16 protein-coding genes and 1 tRNA gene are annotated in these 19,795 nt (G+C 44.0%); 4 read left to right on the top strand and 13 right to left on the bottom strand.

The window, feature by feature from the left end:
- Positions 1-51: 51 nt before the first annotated feature.
- Genes AC13FX_RS00530 through AC13FX_RS00520 form a run of 3 tightly spaced genes read right to left on the bottom strand, consistent with a single transcriptional unit; the run spans position 52 to position 7,745 of the window.
- Positions 52-3,243 carry an efflux RND transporter permease subunit gene (locus tag AC13FX_RS00530; RefSeq protein ID WP_482878452.1) on the bottom strand — a complete coding sequence of 1,064 codons (3,192 nt, stop codon included), beginning with the start codon at positions 3,241-3,243 and terminating at the stop codon, positions 52-54.
- Positions 3,240-6,368 carry an efflux RND transporter permease subunit gene (locus AC13FX_RS00525; RefSeq protein ID WP_482878451.1) on the bottom strand — a complete coding sequence of 1,043 codons (3,129 nt, stop codon included), beginning with the start codon at positions 6,366-6,368 and terminating at the stop codon, positions 3,240-3,242. Before AC13FX_RS00525 ends, AC13FX_RS00530 begins: the two co-directional genes overlap by 4 nt.
- 9 nt (positions 6,369-6,377) lie before the next feature.
- Entirely contained in the window at positions 6,378-7,745 is a 1,368-nt protein-coding gene (locus AC13FX_RS00520) for an efflux RND transporter periplasmic adaptor subunit (RefSeq protein WP_482878450.1), read from the bottom strand.
- Positions 7,746-7,947: 202 nt separating this feature from the next.
- Here AC13FX_RS00520 and fsa point away from each other — a divergent pair, with 202 nt between their 5' ends.
- Positions 7,948-8,604, top strand: coding sequence for a fructose-6-phosphate aldolase (gene fsa, locus AC13FX_RS00515; protein WP_482878449.1), 657 nt, complete (start codon positions 7,948-7,950; stop codon positions 8,602-8,604).
- A 76-nt stretch (positions 8,605-8,680) separates the two neighbouring features.
- Here fsa and AC13FX_RS00510 read toward each other — a convergent pair whose 3' ends face one another.
- The 5 genes from AC13FX_RS00510 to AC13FX_RS00490 form a co-directional block, all read right to left on the bottom strand.
- Positions 8,681-10,228 carry an amidase gene (locus AC13FX_RS00510; RefSeq protein ID WP_482878448.1) on the bottom strand — a complete coding sequence of 516 codons (1,548 nt, stop codon included), beginning with the start codon at positions 10,226-10,228 and terminating at the stop codon, positions 8,681-8,683.
- Between the two features lie 92 nt (positions 10,229-10,320).
- On the bottom strand, positions 10,321-10,638 hold the full coding sequence (locus tag AC13FX_RS00505) for a hypothetical protein (RefSeq protein ID WP_482878447.1): 318 nt from the start codon (positions 10,636-10,638) through the stop codon (positions 10,321-10,323).
- Between the two features lie 106 nt (positions 10,639-10,744).
- Positions 10,745-12,223, bottom strand: a complete 1,479-nt coding sequence (locus tag AC13FX_RS00500) for a phytoene desaturase (protein WP_482878446.1) — start codon at positions 12,221-12,223, stop codon at positions 10,745-10,747.
- A gap of 68 nt (positions 12,224-12,291) precedes the next feature.
- A complete protein-coding gene (locus AC13FX_RS00495) occupies positions 12,292-12,954 on the bottom strand; it encodes a septal ring lytic transglycosylase RlpA family protein (RefSeq protein WP_482878445.1) in 663 nt (220 codons plus the stop codon).
- 109 nt (positions 12,955-13,063) lie between these two features.
- Positions 13,064-13,135: transfer RNA gene (locus AC13FX_RS00490), tRNA-Thr, on the bottom strand.
- An 82-nt stretch (positions 13,136-13,217) separates the two neighbouring features.
- Here AC13FX_RS00490 and AC13FX_RS00485 point away from each other — a divergent pair.
- Complete coding sequence (locus tag AC13FX_RS00485; protein ID WP_482878444.1) at positions 13,218-13,811, top strand: rhomboid family intramembrane serine protease; 594 nt, start codon at positions 13,218-13,220, stop codon at positions 13,809-13,811.
- Between the two features lie 6 nt (positions 13,812-13,817).
- Here the strand turns inward: AC13FX_RS00485 and serC are convergent, their stop codons facing one another.
- Entirely contained in the window at positions 13,818-14,897 is a 1,080-nt protein-coding gene (gene serC, locus AC13FX_RS00480) for a 3-phosphoserine/phosphohydroxythreonine transaminase (RefSeq protein ID WP_482878443.1), read from the bottom strand.
- 33 nt (positions 14,898-14,930) lie between these two features.
- Complete coding sequence (locus tag AC13FX_RS00475; protein WP_482878442.1) at positions 14,931-16,145, bottom strand: DUF1015 domain-containing protein; 1,215 nt, start codon at positions 16,143-16,145, stop codon at positions 14,931-14,933.
- 103 nt (positions 16,146-16,248) lie between these two features.
- Here AC13FX_RS00475 and AC13FX_RS00470 point away from each other — a divergent pair, with 103 nt between their 5' ends.
- Entirely contained in the window at positions 16,249-16,578 is a 330-nt protein-coding gene (locus AC13FX_RS00470; RefSeq protein ID WP_482878441.1) for a DUF1844 domain-containing protein, read from the top strand.
- Positions 16,517-16,993: an NUDIX hydrolase gene (locus tag AC13FX_RS00465; RefSeq protein WP_482878440.1), complete on the top strand. Its 477-nt coding sequence runs from the start codon at positions 16,517-16,519 to the stop codon at positions 16,991-16,993. The genes AC13FX_RS00470 and AC13FX_RS00465 overlap by 62 nt, the downstream gene beginning before the upstream one ends.
- 55 nt (positions 16,994-17,048) lie before the next feature.
- Here the strand turns inward: AC13FX_RS00465 and AC13FX_RS00460 are convergent, their stop codons facing one another.
- From AC13FX_RS00460 to AC13FX_RS00450, 3 genes are all read right to left on the bottom strand, one after another.
- Complete coding sequence (locus AC13FX_RS00460) at positions 17,049-17,702, bottom strand: energy transducer TonB (RefSeq protein WP_482878439.1); 654 nt, start codon at positions 17,700-17,702, stop codon at positions 17,049-17,051.
- A gap of 162 nt (positions 17,703-17,864) precedes the next feature.
- Positions 17,865-18,281, bottom strand: a complete 417-nt coding sequence (locus AC13FX_RS00455; protein ID WP_482878438.1) for a VanZ family protein — start codon at positions 18,279-18,281, stop codon at positions 17,865-17,867.
- Entirely contained in the window at positions 18,281-19,780 is a 1,500-nt protein-coding gene (locus tag AC13FX_RS00450; RefSeq protein ID WP_482878437.1) for an NAD(P)H-hydrate epimerase, read from the bottom strand. Before AC13FX_RS00450 ends, AC13FX_RS00455 begins: the two co-directional genes overlap by 1 nt.
- Between the last annotated feature and the right edge of the window lie 15 nt (positions 19,781-19,795).

Below are 19,795 nucleotides of genomic sequence, written 5' to 3'. Positions count from 1 at the left end.
CCAATTTCCATATGTACGATAGGTATTTACGGGCTTTTTACCCAATGCCAATCATACTTTTATGGCCTCCGTTTTTCTGCCTCGGAATAATTCCTTGAACCATTCGATAGTCATGCTCAATGAAACAGAAAGAACCGGAGTGATAAATAGTGTCAGGAGTGAACCGAACATCAACCCGCCAATAACAGCCTTGGCCAATGGTGACCAGGTCTCTGCACCAGAGCCAATCTCCAAAGAAAGTGGGATCATGGAACAGATCGTGGTAATGGCTGTCAGCAAGATCGGCCGCATTCTGCGTCGGCAAGCTTCCAGGATCTCTTTCAGGAGCTTGGAGTCTTTAACGGTTGGTTTTTCCTTCCAGAAAAATACCGGGATAAATATATTTTTCCAGCTCACAGATCTGCGGTTCAGCATGTCATAATCCATGCCTTTGGTATACAGATGCATATAATCAACTAGAACAATACCATTGTTAACAATAATACCTACCAGCATGAACATACCAATATTAGCTGTGGTACTCAGGGCATCACCGATAATATAGAGGTAGGCAAGGGCGCCAAACATTGCAAGAGGAATACAAAGCCAGATCACAAAGGGATCTCTGAAATTTTCAAATAATGAGGCCATGATCATGAACATCAATATCAAGGCAGCCAAAAGAGCAAAACCAAATTCGGCTTGTCCCTGCTGTGTTTCTGCAGTTCCCCCTGTAAACTCGTATCTGTATCCATCGGGAAGGATGATCTCAGATTCAATGAAATTTCGGATCACACTCTCGTATTCCAGTGCATTACCCTGAACCTGAATGTTTACATCCAGGACCGTTTCACGATCTCTCCTCTGGAAAGAGTCGACACCACGGACCGGGACAAATTCACCGACAGCTGAAACGGGGATCCGTTGATCCTCAAACTGGAACACCTCCAGGTCAAACAATTCTTCTCGACTTGTGAGTTCTTCTTTTTGTGTACGAACTTCTATTGGGATCTCTCGTCCTTCATTGATAAAGTATCCTGCTTGATTTCCCAGGGTTTGGGTGCGTAAGGCACTGGCAATTGTATTCAGGTTGGTCCCAAGCCGGGCCAACCGCTCACGATCTGCAATAAAATGAAGTTCCGGAGTTGGATCGGTTCGTCCATTATCTACGTCTATGACTTTGGGGTCGTCCATCAGGTTGGCTTCAATTTTTCGTGAGATAGATAAAAGTTCATCGATCTCAGGACCGATCAGGCTCAAACGAATGGAATTACCGCCTGAATCCCAGCCGCGCCCAAATCGTAATCCTCCACCTTCGACCCGTACCCGAACGTCAACACCAGGGGAAGTAAGGTCCTGGCGCAATTTAGCTGCAAAATCTGTACTACTGATTTCCCGTTCGGTCTCAGGAACCAGTGTAAGGCTGATCTCACCACGGTTACTATTGGCACTCCAGCGGCTCCGGCCAATATTGGAAATGATGGTCTCAACTTCCGGCATTTCATCCACACGGCGGCTGAATTCATCCAATACATCAGCTGTTCGAATCAGCTGACTACCTTCCGGTAAACTTACGTTTACATCTATCTGCCCTGAATCAGCTTCCGGGAACCCGGATTTTTGAATGTTTGTGTATAACATGAAGGTACCGGCTGCAATCAAAACCATAGCAGTTAGTGGGATCCATTTATGCTGAAATAACCATCCCAGAGCTACGGTATAAAGTTTTTCAAGCTTGGCGATGCCCCTGAAGGCAATGTTTCTTGTATTGAATTGTTTGGCATCAAGGGTAAGAAGAGAGATAACCGGGACAAGAATAATGGACGAAAGGAAGGAGAAACCGATCGCAAAACAAATGGCATATGCGAATTCCCTGAAAAAAGCTCCCTGAGTACCTGAAATAAGAATAATTGGAACAAACACACCCAGTGTTGTCAGGGTTGAGCCAAGGAGGGCACCAATAACTTCATTGGTGCCTTGCAGTGCAGCTTCAAAACGCGACAGTCCTTCCTCCAATTTACGGGCGATACTTTCAGTCACAACTATCGAATTATCAACCAGCAAACCAATGGCCAGAGCCAGTGCTGAGATGGTCAGTATATTGAGGGTCAGATCGGCGGCATACATAGCAGCAAATGTGGCAGCTATTGATACCGGTATGGTGGAAGCGACCACGAGTGAAATTCGCCAGCCCCCCATGAATACCAGAATGACAAGAATGACAACAACAAGTGCAGCCAGGGCCGATTGTGACAGATTATTAATTGAGTCTTCAATGGTTTTTCCTTCATCGGAAAGAACACGTAACGTCACACCGGGAGGGAGAATCTCATTGATCTCAGGAACCATTGCTTTAACTTCGTTAACAACATCGAGAGTGTTGGCATCTGAGTTTTTTTGAACCTCAACTGATACACTGTTTTTACCATTTACCTTGACCAATGATGTGATATCTGTGAATCCATCTGATACGTCCGCTACATCACTCACACGTATGGGAATGCCATTTTCAGACATCCTGATGATGGTATTTCTGATCTGATCAACCGATTCATAAGTTGATTCAGCCCGGATACTGTAATTGATCTTATCTGATACAACATTCCCGATCGGGAGCTGTACGTTATTGGACCTTAGAGCTCCTTCAATATCCTGTGGAACCATGTTGTATTGAGCCAGAGACATTGGTGAGACATCTACATATATCCTGCGCTCCAATCCACCCTGAGTTTCAGCTGAGGCAAGCCCTTCGATACGTTCCAGTCTTGTTTCAACCAGTTCCAACCCGATATTTCTAAGCTCATCAAGGCCTCTGTTCTCTGCATCAATACTTAGACGCATGATAGGCCGGTTCTCCGGATCGAACTGAAAGATAACGGGTTCACGGGCTTGTTGGGGCAGGTCACCACGGATCTGATCTATGGCTTTTCGAACTTTAAGCTCCGTTTTTCTGATATCTGAACCATCACGTAAACGAAGAATAATGAAGGCACTGCCACGCGATACCCGGGCTTCCAGGGTCTCAATACCTTCTATGGCAGACAAAGCCCCCTCAATAGGGTTAACTATGATACGGTTGATATCTTCCGGGGCCACATTATTATATCCGGCAGAAACCGCAAGTACGGGGATGTTAAATGAAGGATAAAGAGTGACCTTAAGGTTGGATAGTGAAAAAACTCCAAACCCTATCACTATCAGGGTCATCATAATGACGGTGATAGGTCGTTTTAAAATACTGCCTGCTACTGAGAACTTTTTCATGCGAGTGCCTCTTTGGGTTTAGCAAGTGGATCTTGTTTGTGAACCGCATCAAAACCAAGGCGTTCAACCAAGCCGTTTATGATATTGTAAAAACATGGAACAACAAATAACATCAAAAGGGTACTCATGGTCAATCCTCCGATCACAGTTCTTGCCATCGGACTCCAGGTTTCGGATCCGGAACCGAGCTCTAGAGCCAGGGGCACCATAGACAATATAGTTGTGAATGCAGTCATTAGAATTGGGCGTAAACGACGGGTAGCGCCATCAACTATGGCCTTTTCTCGTTTCAATCCCCGTGCCTGCAGGATCTTGATATAGTCGATCATGACGATACCATTGTTCACCACAATACCGGTTAGTAAGATCAGCCCGACCATAGAGGTGACACTGATCGATGTACCGGTGATCCAAAGCATTACAAGAACTCCGGTAAGGGCAAGGGGAATTGTTAAAATGATAATAAAAGGTTCGATCAGACTTTCGAATTGTGAGGCCATGACCATGTAGGTCAAGATACCGGCGATCATGAAAGCGAACATCAGATATCCGAATGATTCAGCCTGTTCTTCTGCGGTTCCGGAGATCTCATAGCGGTATTCATCAGGCCAGTTAACCTGGTCCAGGGTAGATCGGGCCCTTTCTGAAGCGGTAGCAAGGTCAATGCCGGCTAGCTCGGCCGTTACTTCAGCCACTCGCTCCTGATCAATTCTTAGAACGTTTGTGGGGCCGGTAAATCTTTCCACTCTTGCGAGATTCTTTAATGGCATCCATTCGCCTGTGGGTGTCTGAATCTGAATGTTGGCCAGGTCGATTGACTGTGATTTATCCTTGGGATCAAGCTCTACTACTACTTCAAACTCAATACCTTGATCAACAAATGAAGTTGCTATGTTTCCTTTAACAGCATTGCTGACAGCACTTGCAACCTGATTGGTGGTCATGCCTACCCGCGAGATCCTCTCGCGATCCATGATCAGCCTTAACTCAGGTCGTCCCTGATCAGCTGAACTAAATACATTGTTGATACCATCGATGTCAAGTAGTCTTTCTTTGACACCTTCAGCCAGTTCCTTTTTCGTGCCCGCATCATATCCGAAGATCTGTACGATCAAACCATTTTCACCATCGGGACTCAACGGGTCAATGATGACCTCCTGAATTTCTACGCCCGGCACAACTTGCAACTGTCTCATTAAATTACTGCTTATCTCAGCCTGAGTACGGTTGCGTTCATTCTGGGGAACCAGTTCAACACGTACAGTACCGGTAAATCCACCGGGGTCATCAGCTCCTTCAATACCTTCTTTATCACCGTAATCAGATACAATGAGTCTGGCTTCAGGAACTTCCTGGCGAACAATGGACTCAACCTGCCCCATAGACCTTTCTAGTTCGAATAAATTCACACCCGGTTCACGCTGTACCTCAAGAACAAATGCGTTTTCATCTACCCGGGGAAAGAATTCACCGCCGATCACATAAAACAGCGGGACACTTGCTACAAAAAGGATAAATGCAGCAATTACAACCAGGCCGCTTCTGCCGATCACTTTTTGAAGCTGATCATTATAGGTATTCTCAAGTTTTTGAAGCAGGTCGCCAAAATAGTTAGCGATCTTATTGTTGGCACTGATATTCTGTGCTGCTTCTTTGTAGAACTGTGATGCCATCAGAGGGATTAATGTCAAGGCAACCAAAGTTGATACGATCAGAGAAAACGAGATGGTAAGAGCGAGATCACGAAATAGAAATCCCGCAATGCCAGGCACAAAAAGGATCGGCAGGAATACTACGAGGGTAGTCAGTGTTGAGACTATGATCGGTACGGCCACTTCCTTGGCACCGCTTACCGAGGCTTCGTCACGATTGGCTCCTTGCTCACGAAAACGGAATATATTTTCAAGTACCACTACGGCATTATCAACCACAAGACCGACAGCCAGTGTTAACCCGGAAAGCGATATGATATTCAAGCTCAGATCGGCCAGGTCCATTACCATAAAGGTGGTAATGATAGAAACCGGTATGGATATGGCAATGATGGTAGCTGATCGGCCACTTCTAAGGAAGACCAGAAGGATCAATACAACCAGAAATATAGCTTGAACACCGGTCCAAAGGAGGTTGCTGATCGATTGTTCAATAAAATCAGCTTTGTTGGTGAGTACACTGACCTCAATATCTGCCGGCAAAGTTGTACGTATCTGGTCAAGGCCTTCAACCACAGAATTAGCAGCAGTCACCACATTGGCATCACTTTGCCGATATACATTCAGTACGATCCCGTTTTCGCCATTCACCCGAACATTACCTATAGGTTGCTCGATCCCGTCGATCACATCAGCAATATCCTTAAGTAAAAGTGGTTGGCCATCCCTTACCGTGATGATCGTATTTCTGATCTGATCCACATTCTTAAACTCACCCAGGGTTCTGAGGGAGTAATTGGTATTACCTTCCGTTAGCTGTCCGGCCGGTACCTGAATATTTTCCTGTTGAAGTTTTTGAGCAATTTCAGAAATGGTGATATTGTAAAGTCGCATCTTTTCATTGTCGATACGGACATTGATCTGCCGTTCCAGACCACCGGATGTCTCAGCTGAGGCTATACCATTGACCCTTTCTATACGCTGTTCCAGAACCTGTTTAGAGTAGGTTCGAAGCTCCCTGGCACTTCGTGCATTAGACGTAAGGGTTAGAACAACTATAGGCTCCTGATTAGGGTCGTAGGAGAAGACAAGGGGAGTTTCTGCATCATCCGGAATGGAGCGTTCAACAAATCCAAGTTCCTTACGGACATCGTTTTCAGCCTCATAGAGGTCGGTTCCCCATTCGAAATTAAGTTTAACTACCGATGCACCCTGACTTGAAAGCGAGCGAACTCTTCTGATGCCACTGATACTGCCAACAGATTCCTCAATTGGTCGGGTCACGAGGGTCTCAATGTCTTCAGGGGCTACCCCTTCGTAACTTGTATATACCGTAATGGTAGGAAAAGATACATCAGGATAAAGGTTCAGCCTCAGGTTTTGCAGCCCAAATAAACCGAACCCAAGCAGGATCAAGGTCCCCATTAAAAAAGTTATCGGACGGTCTACCGCCAGTTTGGATAAAGATCCCATTTTTTCCTTTTAATTTGAGGTTGAATCGGAATTAGCTGCCTGATTTTGACGAAGCTCGCGAAGGTAGGCTGTTCGTTCTTCACGAGACATACCCTGCATTTTTTCTCTGGCTTCGGCACGTTCTTCATCACTCATGTTTGCCAACGGATTTTGGCCTCCCATAGGTCTGTTTCGTCCGTTGTCATCATTCCCATCAGTACTGATCTGCCGTTCTTCCGGTGACTGAAACCGTTCTCCTGTGGCAACTGAGATCCTTGATCCATCTTCAAGGCCACTTTGGCCGGTTATGATGATCTGATCAGTTGGAAGCAGGCCGGCGAGGACTTCAATTCTGTCACCTTGTTCAATTCCTAATTCAAGTGGACGTCGTTCAGCTACGGTATCACCCCTGGAGACAAATACGGAATAGGTTCTTTCCAGGTCTATGGTGTTGGTTTCAGGGTTAATAACGGTCTCAACTTGTTCAACCAGGGCACTTCTTGGTACGATCATGACCTGATCCCTGGTCGTTATGTTGATCACATTTTCGACCAACACCCCCGGGTAAATGGAGTTCCCGGTAGAAGTGAGTGTGATGACTACTTCCCCAAGGCCCGTTGTAGGGTCTAATTGTGGACTTTTTCTGGATACCACACCACGTGCACTCGTACCACTTTCGTTCGAAACTCTGAGATTTACTTCCTGTCCGATCTCAACGGTTCGCCAGTCCTGAACGGGAAGATAGATCCGGGATTCGTACCCATTTGTACTTGCAATCTGAAATAATTCAGTACCTGTATTGGCAAGATCACCTTCTTCCAGTGCTCTTGAGATCACAACCCCATTTACCGGAGACTTTACTTCAGTATTATTGAAATTCTCCTGAGCCTGCGTTACAGAGGCACGGGCAGCTTCAAATTGTGAAAGTGAACTTTGATATGCTGCTTCCGCAATTTCAAGTTCGGATTCGCTTGTCAGGTCGCGATCCATCAGGGTCTGTTGCCTTTCATATTCTGCGCTGTCTCTTTTTACGGCGATCCTGCTTTGCTCGAGTTGAGAGCGAGCCTGTGCGAGCTGATCCCTGAAAGTAACATCATATATTTTAGCGAGGGATTGACCCTGCCGTACTGTATCACCCAGATCCACATATAGTTTTGTGATGCGATTACTTACCTGTGGCAAAACAGAAACAACATTCTGTGCTTTCACATTTCCATAGGAACGAACCTGTTCTGCAATGGTTCCTATCTGTATCTCACTGGTTTCTACACTTGTTGTACGTTGTCCCGGTCCACCAAAGCCCGAAAAACCTGATGCTCCGTTACCTTCTGAGTTATCACCCCCACAACTAATAAGGGTAGTGCTCAGTAAGGCATATAATAGAAATTGTTTTTTCACTTGATCTGTGTCTGTTTTTAAAGGTTACAAGTATCTTATGTTATACACCAAAGTTCTTAAGATAGTTTGGTTTTATAACGTGTTATTTTGTAAAAAAGAAAGCTTACAGTCTTGATGAACTCTTTGATTTACAATGAATGGGAGGATTGAAATACTTATCTTTGTATTTGATGCTAATTCTTAACTAAACTTTCTCCTGCTGATGAAATTTTTTATTGATACCGCTGATCTAGATGAAATTAAAGAAGCCAACGATCTCGGTGTTCTTGATGGTGTAACTACAAACCCAAGCCTTTGTGCAAAAATTGGTGTCAAAGACTTTGAGGCCCACATTGCCAAGATATGTGATATTGTTGAAGGCGATGTTTCAGCTGAGGTTGTTTCCACAACTTATGAAGAAATGGTGGAAGAAGGACGGCAGATCGCCGCTATTGCTGACAATGTAGTTGTTAAAATTCCCTTGATCAAAGATGGGATCAAAGCCATCAAGACATTCTCTGAAGAGGGGATCAAAACAAATTGTACCCTTTGTTTCTCGCCAACACAGGCGTTGATCGCTGCAAAAGCAGGGGCTACTTACATATCACCATTTTTGGGCAGACTCGATGATATTTCTTCGGACGGTATGCAGCTGATCCGCGATATCGTGACCATTTATGACAATTATGGATATGAGACCGAAGTTCTTGCAGCCAGTATTCGTCACCCAATGCATTTGCTTGAGTGTGCGAAAGAGGGAGCCGATGTGGCCACTATGCCTTTGAACGTGATCAAAAGCTTGCTCAAGCATCCACTGACTGACAGTGGCCTGGAAAGATTCCTTAAAGATTGGGAAGATCTTCAGGAGAGCCTGAAATAAATCGTCTTCGATTTTATAAAAATAAAAAGGGCACCGAGAGGTGCCCTTTTTTTGCATCAGATTTTTTCTGAAGCCATCAAAGTTCCGGAGCTTTTCTAACATTGGTTGCCTGTTCAAAACCAAAGGCAATTTCAAGAAGTACCGGTTCACTCCATGCTCTTCCGAAAAATGAGATACCAACAGGTAAGCCGTCAATGAATCCCATCGGAACTGTGATATTAGGATAGCCCGCACGTGCAGCCGGAGAACTCGAAGAAACTGCAAAGTTATCCCCGTTTGTGAGATCCGTTTTCCATGCCGGTCCACCGGTTGGTCCGATTATGGCATCAAGATCATGTTCATCCATAACCCTGTCAATGCCTTCCTCACGAGTAATTCTGAGCATACGCTCCAGGGCTTCCTGATATTCATCAGATTCAAGGCTTTCTTTTTCACTGGCCTGAATAAGAATATCATGATCGAAATATCTCATTTCTTCGGGATCGTTCATGGTTGCTTCAACAAGTTCGTCCATGTTATTGACAGGAGCATCCTCACCCAAAGATTCAAAGTATTTGTTCAGCCCATTCTTAAACTCAAAGAGCATGATCTGATAAGAATCACCTCCGGCATTTTCTTCTGAGATCTGTTCTATCTCAATGATCTCAGCTCCCTTTTCTTTCAGTAAACGAACGGTCTCGTGCATGAGGGTATCTACTCTGAAATGGCCTCCCAAAGACCCTGTCCAAAGGCCAATACGTTTTCCTGAAAGTCCATCTTCATTAAGAAATTGAGTGTAATCCGTATGAAAGTTACTTTCGCTCGCAGGTGTTTTATCATCAGCAGGGTCAACGCCCACCATGGTGCCGAGGGCAATAGCAGCATCTGTGACATTTCTTGCCATTGGGCCCGGGGTATCCTGTGTATGAGAAATGGGAATGATTCCGGAACGGCTAAGCAGGCCGACTGTGGGTTTGATGCCAACAAGACCATTGGCCGAAGAGGGACATGTAATGGATCCGTTCGTCTCTGTGCCGATAGCAAAAACAGCCATATTTGCTGATGCTGCTGCTCCAGATCCTGCACTTGATCCACAAGGGTTTCTGGTTAGGTCATAGGGGTTATGAACCTGACCACCCAAAGCACTCCATCCACTGGAGGAAAAACTGCTGTGAAAATTGGCCCATTCACTTAAATTAGCTTTACCAAGAATGATGGCCCCGGCCTCACGCAGCTTCATGGTGATAAAAGCATCCTGATCCGGAATGGAACCCTCAAGAATATTAGCGCCGGCGGTAGTTGGCATATCTTCTGTATCAATGTTGTCTTTTAATACAACCGGAATACCGTGAAGCGGGCCCCTCGATGTTCCTTCCTGTAGTTCAGCATCCAGCTCTTTGGCTAACTCCAATGCATTTGGGTTTATGAACAGCATAGAATTTAGTGTCGGACCATTTTGGTCTTTTTCAGAGATGCGCTCCAGGTAGGCGGATGTTACATCTTCAATGGTGAATGAGCCATTTTCATAACCTTCTCTTAGTTCAGTTATGGTAATTTCTTCAAGATCGAGTTCATCAAACTTAGATTGTGTTTGACAGGCCAAAAATATGAGTGGCAGGATGCTTAAAAACAGTAATTTTCTCATTGCATATGGATTTGTTACACGGTTAGGCAAATAATATACAATGGAGATAGGGTACTTACATATTTCTGTTAAGATTTTACAAGATCAGAAAGTCAGATAGACAGAAAAAGGGCCACACCGAAGATAAGGTTTGGGAGACTGCCATATTTGGCGTCTTCCCAATCACGCCAGATCAAAGCTTGTGAAAGGGTTATCCCGGTAACACCGAAACCAATATATAAGCCGGATCCGGAAAGGTAAAGAGCTGCTGTTACCATGAATAGAATGAAGGTGATCAGCCATATGATACCGGAAGATCTTGTAATGGGCATCTTCAGTTCCTTTACCTCGGCTAGCTCAAAAGCTTTTATAAAGCCAAGTAGGTGTATCAGGCCGTGCATAACCATGAATATGATAAAGACTGTTTTCATCCCTGTTTCCTCCATTGATCTGTAAAAGAAAACCTAAGTAATACTGATTAAGATTTTGTGAAGGCTTCGCGATTCAAACAGTTTTTTTGATGACCGGTTTTGGATACTAAGCCTTCCCGATCAGGTCTTGAGCAATGATCGATGAGGATAGAACTCCCGGTAACCCGGCACCCGGATGCGTTCCGGCTCCCACAAAATACAGGCTGTCAACATCTTCTGATCTGTTATGAGGACGGAACCAGGCTGATTGTGTCAAGATCGGTTCCACAGAAAATGCGGATCCTTTGTAACTGTTCAATTCATTCTGAAAGTGCAGGGGGTCGATGTAATGTTCAGCAACCAGGTTTTCCTGAAGATCCGGTAGATAATTTTCTTCCAAAAAGTTCATGATCTTATCACGATAGATCGGGGCCATTTCATTCCAATCAGTTTCACTGTCTAAATGGGGAACCGGAGAGAGTACGTAAAACGCCTCATGTCCTTTGGGAGCCATTGACGGATCGGTCTTGGTAGGCATGTGCAGGTACAGCGAAAAATCATCTGATAGCTTTTTATCATGGAAGATGTCGGACAATAGTCCTTTGTACCTTTCTCCAAGTATTATGTTGTGGTGAGCAAGGTTTGTATCGTTATACCGTTTCTTGGTTCCGAAATAGATCACAAAGAGAGACATACTATATTTGGTCTTCTCGATCTTTCGGTCGGTATACTTCTTGCGATGTTTTGGATTGATTAGATTCTTGTAAGTGAAAGCAACGTCAGCATTGGATACTATTTCATCAGCTTCCAGTTTTTCACCGTTCTTCAGGCGAACGCCCACAGCCTTACCGTTTTTGACCAGGATCTCTTCGACTTCGGTTTCAGTATGAATTTTTCCACCTTGTTCTCTGATCAGTTTTTCCAGAGCGTTGACAATAGCACCGGTACCACCCATCGCATAATGAACTCCCCATTCACGTTCCAGGTAGTGGATCATGGAATAAATGGAAGTGGTATCGAATGGATTACCGCCAACCAATAGTGGATGAAATGAAAACGCTCTTCTCAGGAAATCATCCTCAATGAACTGAGAAACATATTTATAGACCGATTGGTGCGATTTAAGCTTGATGAGATCAGGCGCTACCTTCAGCATGTCAGTAAACTTAAGAAACGGCTTGTCGGCCAGTTCAATAAATCCTTTCTCAAAAATAGGCTTGGTTGTTTTTATGAACTCCTCATAACCTTTAATATCACCCGGACTACGCTTCTCAATTTCAGAAAGAATGAAATCATGATCACTGTTGTAATCAAACCCTTTGCCTTCGTGATCGAATATTCGATAAAAGGGATCACAGGGCACTAATTCAAAATAATCTTCCCTTTTTTTACCGGCTGCTTCAAAAATATCATCGAACATAAATGGAGCGGTGATCACAGTTGGTCCGCCATCAAATTTAAAACCGTTCTTCTCGTAGACATACGCACGTCCCCCCAATTTGTCTCTTTTTTCCAGGATGGTGACATCGTGGCCGGCAGAAAGCAATCGGGATGCAGCACCCAGTCCGCCAAATCCGCTTCCAATAACAATGATATTCTTCTTCATAATAAATGTTGTTTTGTTGTTTGTGCGGAAAACGGAAAAAAGGGAATAATCAATCCCGGAAATACGAATTAATTTTCGATCTGCTTCACAAAGCCTGCATGGCCCATATTATTAAGCCGCTGCATTTGTTGCCGGGCCTCATCAGGGTCAGTGTAGGTCCCAAAGTAGACCCTGTAGAAGGTACTGTCATTTGTTTCAATGGTCTCAATACGGGTTCCCTCTATCTTTTGTACCTGTAATTCAGCCTGCTGGATGTCCTTATATGAACCTAATTGTACCGTATAGGTTGGGACTTTAAGGTCAGTGATACGTGAATTCTCGAGATCTCCTTCAAGCAGGTAAAGCCGGACCCTTGCAGTTCCGGGGCCTATCATCTCAATGCGTTCTGCAGCCCCTTTGGAAAGATCAATGATCCTGTTCTTGGCATACGGTCCGCGATCATTGACCCTGACCTGCACGGTTTTACCATTATCAAGATTCTCCACAAGTAAAATGGTACCAAACGGGAGCGTACGGTGAGCAGCTGTGATGCCGTTCATATCATAGATCTCACCATTGGCCGTTAGTTTGCCATGAAAGTTGGGGCCGTACCAACTTGATATGCCATTCTCTATAGCGCGTGCATTTTCAGCGGATGAGTAGTCTGCATTCAGGGTTTCTTTGGACATCCCGCAACCGGTTAGCACAAAGATCCCCAACACAATAATTAATGTTACTTGTAATGATCTCATGTAGATGATAATAGGTTATGAATACGAAAATATATTCCGCTTTTTCCAGAAATGCTAAAGCAGGATATTCGGTTGTTGCAGAAGTATTATTATGAGATATCTGTAAATGAGCCGAAGATCGGATTTGAACCGACGACCTATTCTTTACGAGAGAATTGCTCTACCCCTGAGCTACTTCGGCTAGTCATTATATTAAATTTACAACACTTTATGGTTCTTCTGCAACAGACCCGTTTTCATCTTAACTTAAAAAGAAAAAATACATGTCAGTAACCGTTTCGCTGATCGCTTTAAATGTACTGGTGTCTGTTGTGACACTTTATGCCGCACCTCAATTATTTAACAAATTCATGCTGATGCCATATCGTACGGTTCGTGAGAAGACCTGGTATGAACTTGTTAGTTCAGGATTTGTGCATGCCGGGCTCGGACACCTTTTTCTGAACATGTTCGTCTTGTTTTTCTTTGGGTTGGTTTTGGAAAGAACCATTGGTCAGGGACATTTTCTGGCCCTTTATTTTAGTGGTTTGATCGTTTCTAGCTTACCCTCATTATATAAAGAAAAGGAAAACCCGGAATTCGCCACGGTTGGTGCTTCCGGTGCGGTAGAAGGGGTTCTTTTTGCCTTCATCCTATTATTTCCTTTAGAACCCATCTACATCATGTTCATTCCTATAGGGATACCGGCTATTATTTTTGGAGTTCTGTTTCTGGCTTACAGCGTATACGCAAGCCGTAAGGAGGGTAGGATCAATCACCTTGCGCATATTGCCGGAGCATTATGGGGATTGGTTTACCTGATAGCCTTTGTACCAAATACGATCGACCATTTTCTAACGATCTTTGGATTGATCTGAGTTTGGTTAGCCGTATTTATTTCGGAAACTGCCCATGAAACTGACCAAAGCCTCCACCGAACCAAGCGAGCAGGCGTTGTAGATACTGGCTCTGATTCCTCCGGCACTTCGGTGCCCCTTCAGGGCAACCAATTCATTTTCAGCCGCTTCTTTAACAAAACGCTCTTCAAGGCTTTCATCCGGGAGCCGGAATGTGACATTCATTTTTGATCTGGAATCCTTGTGAGCCATTCCCTTATAAAAAGAATCTTTATCAATTTCCCGGTAAAGGGCCTCAGCTTTTTTTGCATTCAATTTTTGGAAATGAGTAATTCCACCTTGTTCCTCAACCCACTTTAAAACCAGATTTACCATGTAAACAGCAAAGGTCGGAGGGGTGTTGAATATCCTGTCAGCGTGTGTTCTGTAATCCAGAATGGTAGGGATATCTGTCTTTGATATCGTCTGAAGAAATTCCTTTCGCACCAATACAACAGTGACTCCGGAAGGTCCCAGATTCTTTTGGGCACCGGCGTAGATCAAACCATATTTGGCGGAATCAATGGGTCTTGATATGAAATCAGAAGATGCATCACAGATCAGGGGAATCCCACCCGTGTCAGGTTCTCCGGGAAATTGTGTTCCGTAGATGGTATTATTGCTGGTATAATGTACATATCGACTTTGATCCCCAATATTCAATTCTGAATCCTGAGGAACACGGCTGAAACCTTCATTTTCTCCGGAGTAAGCTTCGTGAACCTTGCCAAAAAGTTTTGCTTCTTTGATCGCTTTCTTTGACCACACACCGGTATTGATATAATCCGCTGTTTCATGCTTATTCAAAAAATTGAATGGAATTTGCATGAATTGAGTACTGGCACCTCCCTGTAAGAACATGATGTGAAACTGATGATCCAGTTCCAGAAGTCGATCGAGTCTTTCTTTGGCTTCATGGTCCACCTTAGTGTAAGCATCGCCTCTATGGCTCTGCTCCATAATGGATGTACCCTGCCCATGGTAATCCATGAGTTCATCCTTGGCAATTTCTAGAACTTCATCAGGTAAAGCTGCGGGGCCGGCACTAAAATTATGGGCTCTATGCATATTGACTAAAGTAAAAGTTTGATTCTAATAAGATCATTCAAAGGTATGAACAAGGAGGCCGGACCTTAGTTTCGGTTCGAACCAGGTTGATTTTGGAGGCATCAGTAATCCGGCATCCGATACCTCAAGTAATTCCTCAATACTTGTCGGATAAAGGCTGATCCCCAAAGCAGCTTCTCCGGTATCGACCAGTTTTTCAAGTTCGTCTGTTCCTCGTATGCCTCCTACAAAATCAATATTTGGGTCGGTTCTCTGATCTTTGATACCAAGAATAGGTCTCAAAACTTGTTTTTGAAGCAAAGAGATATCCAAAGATGAAGCAGGGTCGGAGTTCTCGCTGGCACTGAGTTCAATACTAAACCAGTTATCATTCAGGTAGAAAGCTATCGTTCCCTTTTTATGGGGGACAGGCTGCGCATTCTTTTTTAATTTAAAACGAGCAGACATTTGTTTTAAAAAATCATCTGGAATAGATAATACGATCCGATTGTAGGCTAAAATTTCAAGCTGATCGGTTGGAAAGAGAACTGCGGGAAAATAATTGTACTCCTCGGTGCCGACATGATCAGGGTTATTGGAAGCACATTCTTTTGCAGCCCGGGCAGCACTCGCACAGCGGTGATGTCCATCAGCAACATAGATCTTGGGAATATTTTGAAATGCATCCGTCAATGGGGAAAATTCTTCAACTTTCCATAGGGTGTGTGAGATACCATCTGCTGTCTCAATATCGTAAATAGGGGAGTGGTCACGGATATGGTCGCTCATGAATTGAGAGATGCTTTCAGAATCTCGAAATGTCAGCATAACCGGTTCAGCATGAGCTTGCTGAGTCACAATATGCTTGGTACGATCGTTCTCTTTATCAGGACGGGTCTTTTCATGCTTTAGGATGACCTCATTATTATAATCTTCTACACTAACACAACCAAATATCCCCGTCTGTGAGCGGCCATTCATGGTTAACCTGTAAACATAGAGGGATTCCTTGTCTTCCTGAATAAAGGTATCTGAATTCAAGAGACTGTATAAATTCTGTTTTCCACTTTGGTAAACTTTCTCGCCATAAACAGAAGTTCCTGCTGGGTGATCGATCTCAGGTCTGATCACATGCAAGAAACTTTTGGCATTACCGAGGGCCATTTCCCTTGCTTCCGAAGTGTTGATCACATCGTAGGGAACACAAGCTACTTCTTTTGCAAATTCAGGTTTGGGTCTCCATGCTTTAAAAGGCTTTAAAATGGCCATATAATGTGTGTAAATTTGGTTATCCTTAGAATTCCTGAAGGTACATAAAAATGAACTTTATTAAATTTATCACAACCAAATTGTGTAAATAAAAAAGACTAAAATGGATACAAACAACAAAAATTTGAACGAAGAACAGCAAGAACAGCTGCTTTTTATGATGCTGATCCAACAACACCAACAAATAGCCATGATGGGTCTGGGTAAACTCCAAAATCCTGCAACACAGCAAATGGAAAAAGACCTTTCATCCGCAAAGTATGCTATAGACACATTAGCCATGCTAAAGAAATATACCAATGGAAACCTGACAGACGAGGCTTCGGGATATCTGGAGCAAACACTGACAACGCTGCGCCTAAATTATGCCGATGAAAAGAAAAAAGAAAAGGCAGAGGGAAACGAAGATAAGAAAGAAGGAAACAGTGAATGAGGCACTGGTTGAGCCCATTACAGCTGCGGGTGGAATTGTATTCCGATTAGATCAAGATGAAAATCCCGAGATCCTGATGATATTCAGAAATGGGGTCTGGGATCTTCCAAAAGGGAAACATGAACCGGGAGAGTCTGTTGAAATGTGTGCTGCCCGGGAAGTATCCGAAGAAGTTGGAAGTAAGATCCCGTCCCTTATCAAAAAGTTGGGTGAGACGTACCACGAATACATTGAAGAAGGTAAGCGGATGGGTAAAACAACCCATTGGTATTCCATGATCTTTACCCAAACTGAGGAATTAGTCCCTCAGTATGAAGAGGGGATCGAAAGGGTGGAATGGATGCCTTTCAATAAAGCGGTTAAAGCAGCCGGCTATGATAACCTGAAGGAAATTTTAAAAAACTTCAGGGCATGAAAAAAGGGTGTGACCATTTGATCACACCCTACATTCTTTAATGATCCGAAGAGATCTAGTTCTCTAAGCGGAAGTTAATTGACAGTGCATACTGTACACGAACCGGACGTCCGCGCTGCATACCCGGCTCAAACTCAGCTTGTTGAACAGCCTTAAGAGCTTCTTCGTCACAGCCACCGCCGATACCACGTACTACACGGGCATTTTCAACTTTACCTTGCTCATTTACAATGAACTGTACGGTAACACGGCCTTCGATTCCGGCACGTCGTGCCATTTCAGGATATTTTACACTACCCTGAAGTTTGGCCATACCGCCAATAAGTTTAGGCATTTCTTCCACTACCACGAAGAAATCTTCTTCTTCTTCCTCTTCTTCAGGGGGAGGAGGCAGTTCCATAGGTGCATCAAAGTCTAGTTCTGCATCAAGGTCGATCATTTCATCTTCAATGATCTCGTCGTTTGGAACTTCAACAGGCACCGGTGGTCTGGGTGGAGGTGGAGGGGTTTCAATTTGTTTCGTTTGAACGATCTCTTCCATTTCAACAACTTCCTGCTCATCGAGTTCTACTACCTGAGGTGGTTCGGTCTCAAGCGTCACGTTTACAGCAGTAATCATTACAAGCAGAGCAAGGATCAGACCTGCCTCTAAATAGACAGTATATGACCTTTTGAGATCGGCTTTAGGTGATTTTCTTTCGTTTATCATAATTCAGGTACAGAGTTAGTCAGTTTTAATCCGCTAAAAAGAACGGAATTTTATTGATACTGTGCAAGTAATCAGTTGTTAATTTAACTAAATACTCAGGACTAATTAAGTTCCTGTTTGCATTAAGCATCTGTATTCAATCAAACTAATCTCATTTAAAGATTAAATAGCATTTTCATGTGGGGTCGGAGAAAACTGGGGCACGGTCTTCGAAAGGATATAAAGCAATATGACCGCAGCCACTGTTCCTGCAATATCGGCCACCAGGTCTAATAATTCCGGACTTCTGCCGGTAGGGAGTAAATGTTGAAGAACCTCTATAGCAATTCCAAAAAGAGTTCCCCCCGCAAAAATGACCATAAGTTTAAAATTACCTTTGAGGAATCTCACGATCCCAAAAAAGAAGGTCCAGGCTCCAAACATTACAAAATGCACGAGCTTATCAAGGCCGTAAAAAGACCGTGGGACACTATAATCTGCAGGAAATAGGGTGCCATACAGAATTCCTACTGTTGATATGATCAACAGGATAAGATATAGTTTGACAGAGCGCGTAAGTAGATTAACAGGTTTGGTCATTAAATGATATCAATTGGTTCCAACACCCCGGAATGTGATGAATAATAGTTTTGAGCCTTGACTTTGCCGTCCATTAATGCCCTAAAACATGCGATCTCAGGATCTTGAGAGATCAACCAAAAGGCAGAAACTTTGCCTGCCAGAACATCTCCAAATCCGGCGCGGGTAAACCCCCGGGTATCGTACCCTGTTATATATGCCTCAGCGGTTTCTGTTCCAACAATTCCCGGCATCCCCTTTGATAATATAGTAATATTTTTTTCTGAAGCTATTTCTTTGACCGCATTCAATCTCATATGGTCGAGTTTCAGGTCTGTTTTGACCAGCGATCTCAATTCACCTGGGTGAGGGGTTAAGATCCAGTTTGCAGACTTCGGTTTTGTGAAGTCATCAAGTTCCGATAAAGCAAACAAGGCGTCAGCGTCAATGATGGCATCTCCGGCATAACCGGAGAGTAATTTTTGGGTAAACCTGATCGTTTCCGGATCACGCCCAAGCCCGGGGCCAATGAGTAGCTTTCCCGGCTTATCATTCAGGATCTTGTTCACATCACCGAGGTGAGATTCCTTGAAATGAACATCATCTATGCTGCCAACCGGCTTCTTAATGATCTGTTCAAGCTGTTTTTCATAAATTTCCAATAAACCCTTTGGAGTAATAAGCACTACCGCTCCCAGCCCGGCAGACCAGGCACTTCTGGCGGCAAGTATGCCTGCACCTGTCAATCCTTCTGATCCTGCTACAACATAAAGTACCCCACCATCATATTTATGTTCTCTGGCTTCTTGAATAGAGGTATTACGATCGACCCATTGCTGATCAATCAGGTAGGCTGAGGCTTTTATATATTTATTTGGGAAGGAGAGTTCACACAATATAACCTCTCCGGTTGTGTCAAAACCTTCATTCAGATAGAACCCGATCTTCAAGGCACCAAATGTTAAAGTATGGTCGGCCTGAACTGTCGAACCCATAACCTGACCGGTATCTGCATTCAATCCTGTTGGGACATCCAGTGCAAATACCGGGGCATCTTGCCGGTTGATCCAATCAATGGCATCAGCGTATGGTGCCCGAACATCCGAATCCAATCCGGTTCCCAACATACCATCAACGACATAATCATATGATCCGGTAGTGAGATCTGCCCAATCAATGATCTCAACATCAGTATTCAACTTCTGTATGAGCCTGAAATTTTTATTGGCATCAGGACTTAAGTTCTCCGTTCCTGATAAAAAGCATATTGTGATCTTATGATCCTGTTGCGATAGCAACCGGGCAACCACCAGGGCATCACCGCCATTATTTCCCTTTCCACAAAAGAATATGCCGTGAGAACCGGCCGGCATCTCAGACATGATATGATCAGCTGCCCGTGTACCTGCAATTTCCATTAGGGTAAAACCATCGATGCCAAACTCTGAGATGGTCTTCCCATCCATGAACCGGGATTGTTCAGCGGAGCATAAATAATATGGATGTGGGATCTTTAGCATATGTAATGATTCATG

This window comes from Gracilimonas sp. B-17, from assembly GCF_056857935.1.
The sequence above is the reverse complement of the archived record's forward strand: the minus strand, read 5'-3'. Positions and strand labels throughout refer to the sequence as shown.

Coding starts and splice junctions, on each gene's coding strand:
- AC13FX_RS00530 (WP_482878452.1), bottom strand. CDS start 3,243: ATGAAAAAGTTCTCAGTAGCAGGCAGTATTTTAAAACGACCTATCACC.
- AC13FX_RS00525 (WP_482878451.1), bottom strand. CDS start 6,368: ATGGGATCTTTATCCAAACTGGCGGTAGACCGTCCGATAACTTTTTTA.
- fsa (WP_482878449.1), top strand. CDS start 7,948: ATGAAATTTTTTATTGATACCGCTGATCTAGATGAAATTAAAGAAGCC.
- AC13FX_RS00510 (WP_482878448.1), bottom strand. CDS start 10,228: ATGAGAAAATTACTGTTTTTAAGCATCCTGCCACTCATATTTTTGGCC.
- AC13FX_RS00505 (WP_482878447.1), bottom strand. CDS start 10,638: ATGAAAACAGTCTTTATCATATTCATGGTTATGCACGGCCTGATACAC.
- AC13FX_RS00500 (WP_482878446.1), bottom strand. CDS start 12,223: ATGAAGAAGAATATCATTGTTATTGGAAGCGGATTTGGCGGACTGGGT.
- AC13FX_RS00495 (WP_482878445.1), bottom strand. CDS start 12,954: ATGAGATCATTACAAGTAACATTAATTATTGTGTTGGGGATCTTTGTG.
- AC13FX_RS00485 (WP_482878444.1), top strand. CDS start 13,218: ATGTCAGTAACCGTTTCGCTGATCGCTTTAAATGTACTGGTGTCTGTT.
- serC (WP_482878443.1), bottom strand. CDS start 14,897: ATGCATAGAGCCCATAATTTTAGTGCCGGCCCCGCAGCTTTACCTGAT.
- AC13FX_RS00475 (WP_482878442.1), bottom strand. CDS start 16,145: ATGGCCATTTTAAAGCCTTTTAAAGCATGGAGACCCAAACCTGAATTT.
- AC13FX_RS00470 (WP_482878441.1), top strand. CDS start 16,249: ATGGATACAAACAACAAAAATTTGAACGAAGAACAGCAAGAACAGCTG.
- AC13FX_RS00465 (WP_482878440.1), top strand. CDS start 16,517: ATGAAAAGAAAAAAGAAAAGGCAGAGGGAAACGAAGATAAGAAAGAAG.
- AC13FX_RS00460 (WP_482878439.1), bottom strand. CDS start 17,702: ATGATAAACGAAAGAAAATCACCTAAAGCCGATCTCAAAAGGTCATAT.
- AC13FX_RS00455 (WP_482878438.1), bottom strand. CDS start 18,281: ATGACCAAACCTGTTAATCTACTTACGCGCTCTGTCAAACTATATCTT.
- AC13FX_RS00450 (WP_482878437.1), bottom strand. CDS start 19,780: ATGCTAAAGATCCCACATCCATATTATTTATGCTCCGCTGAACAATCC.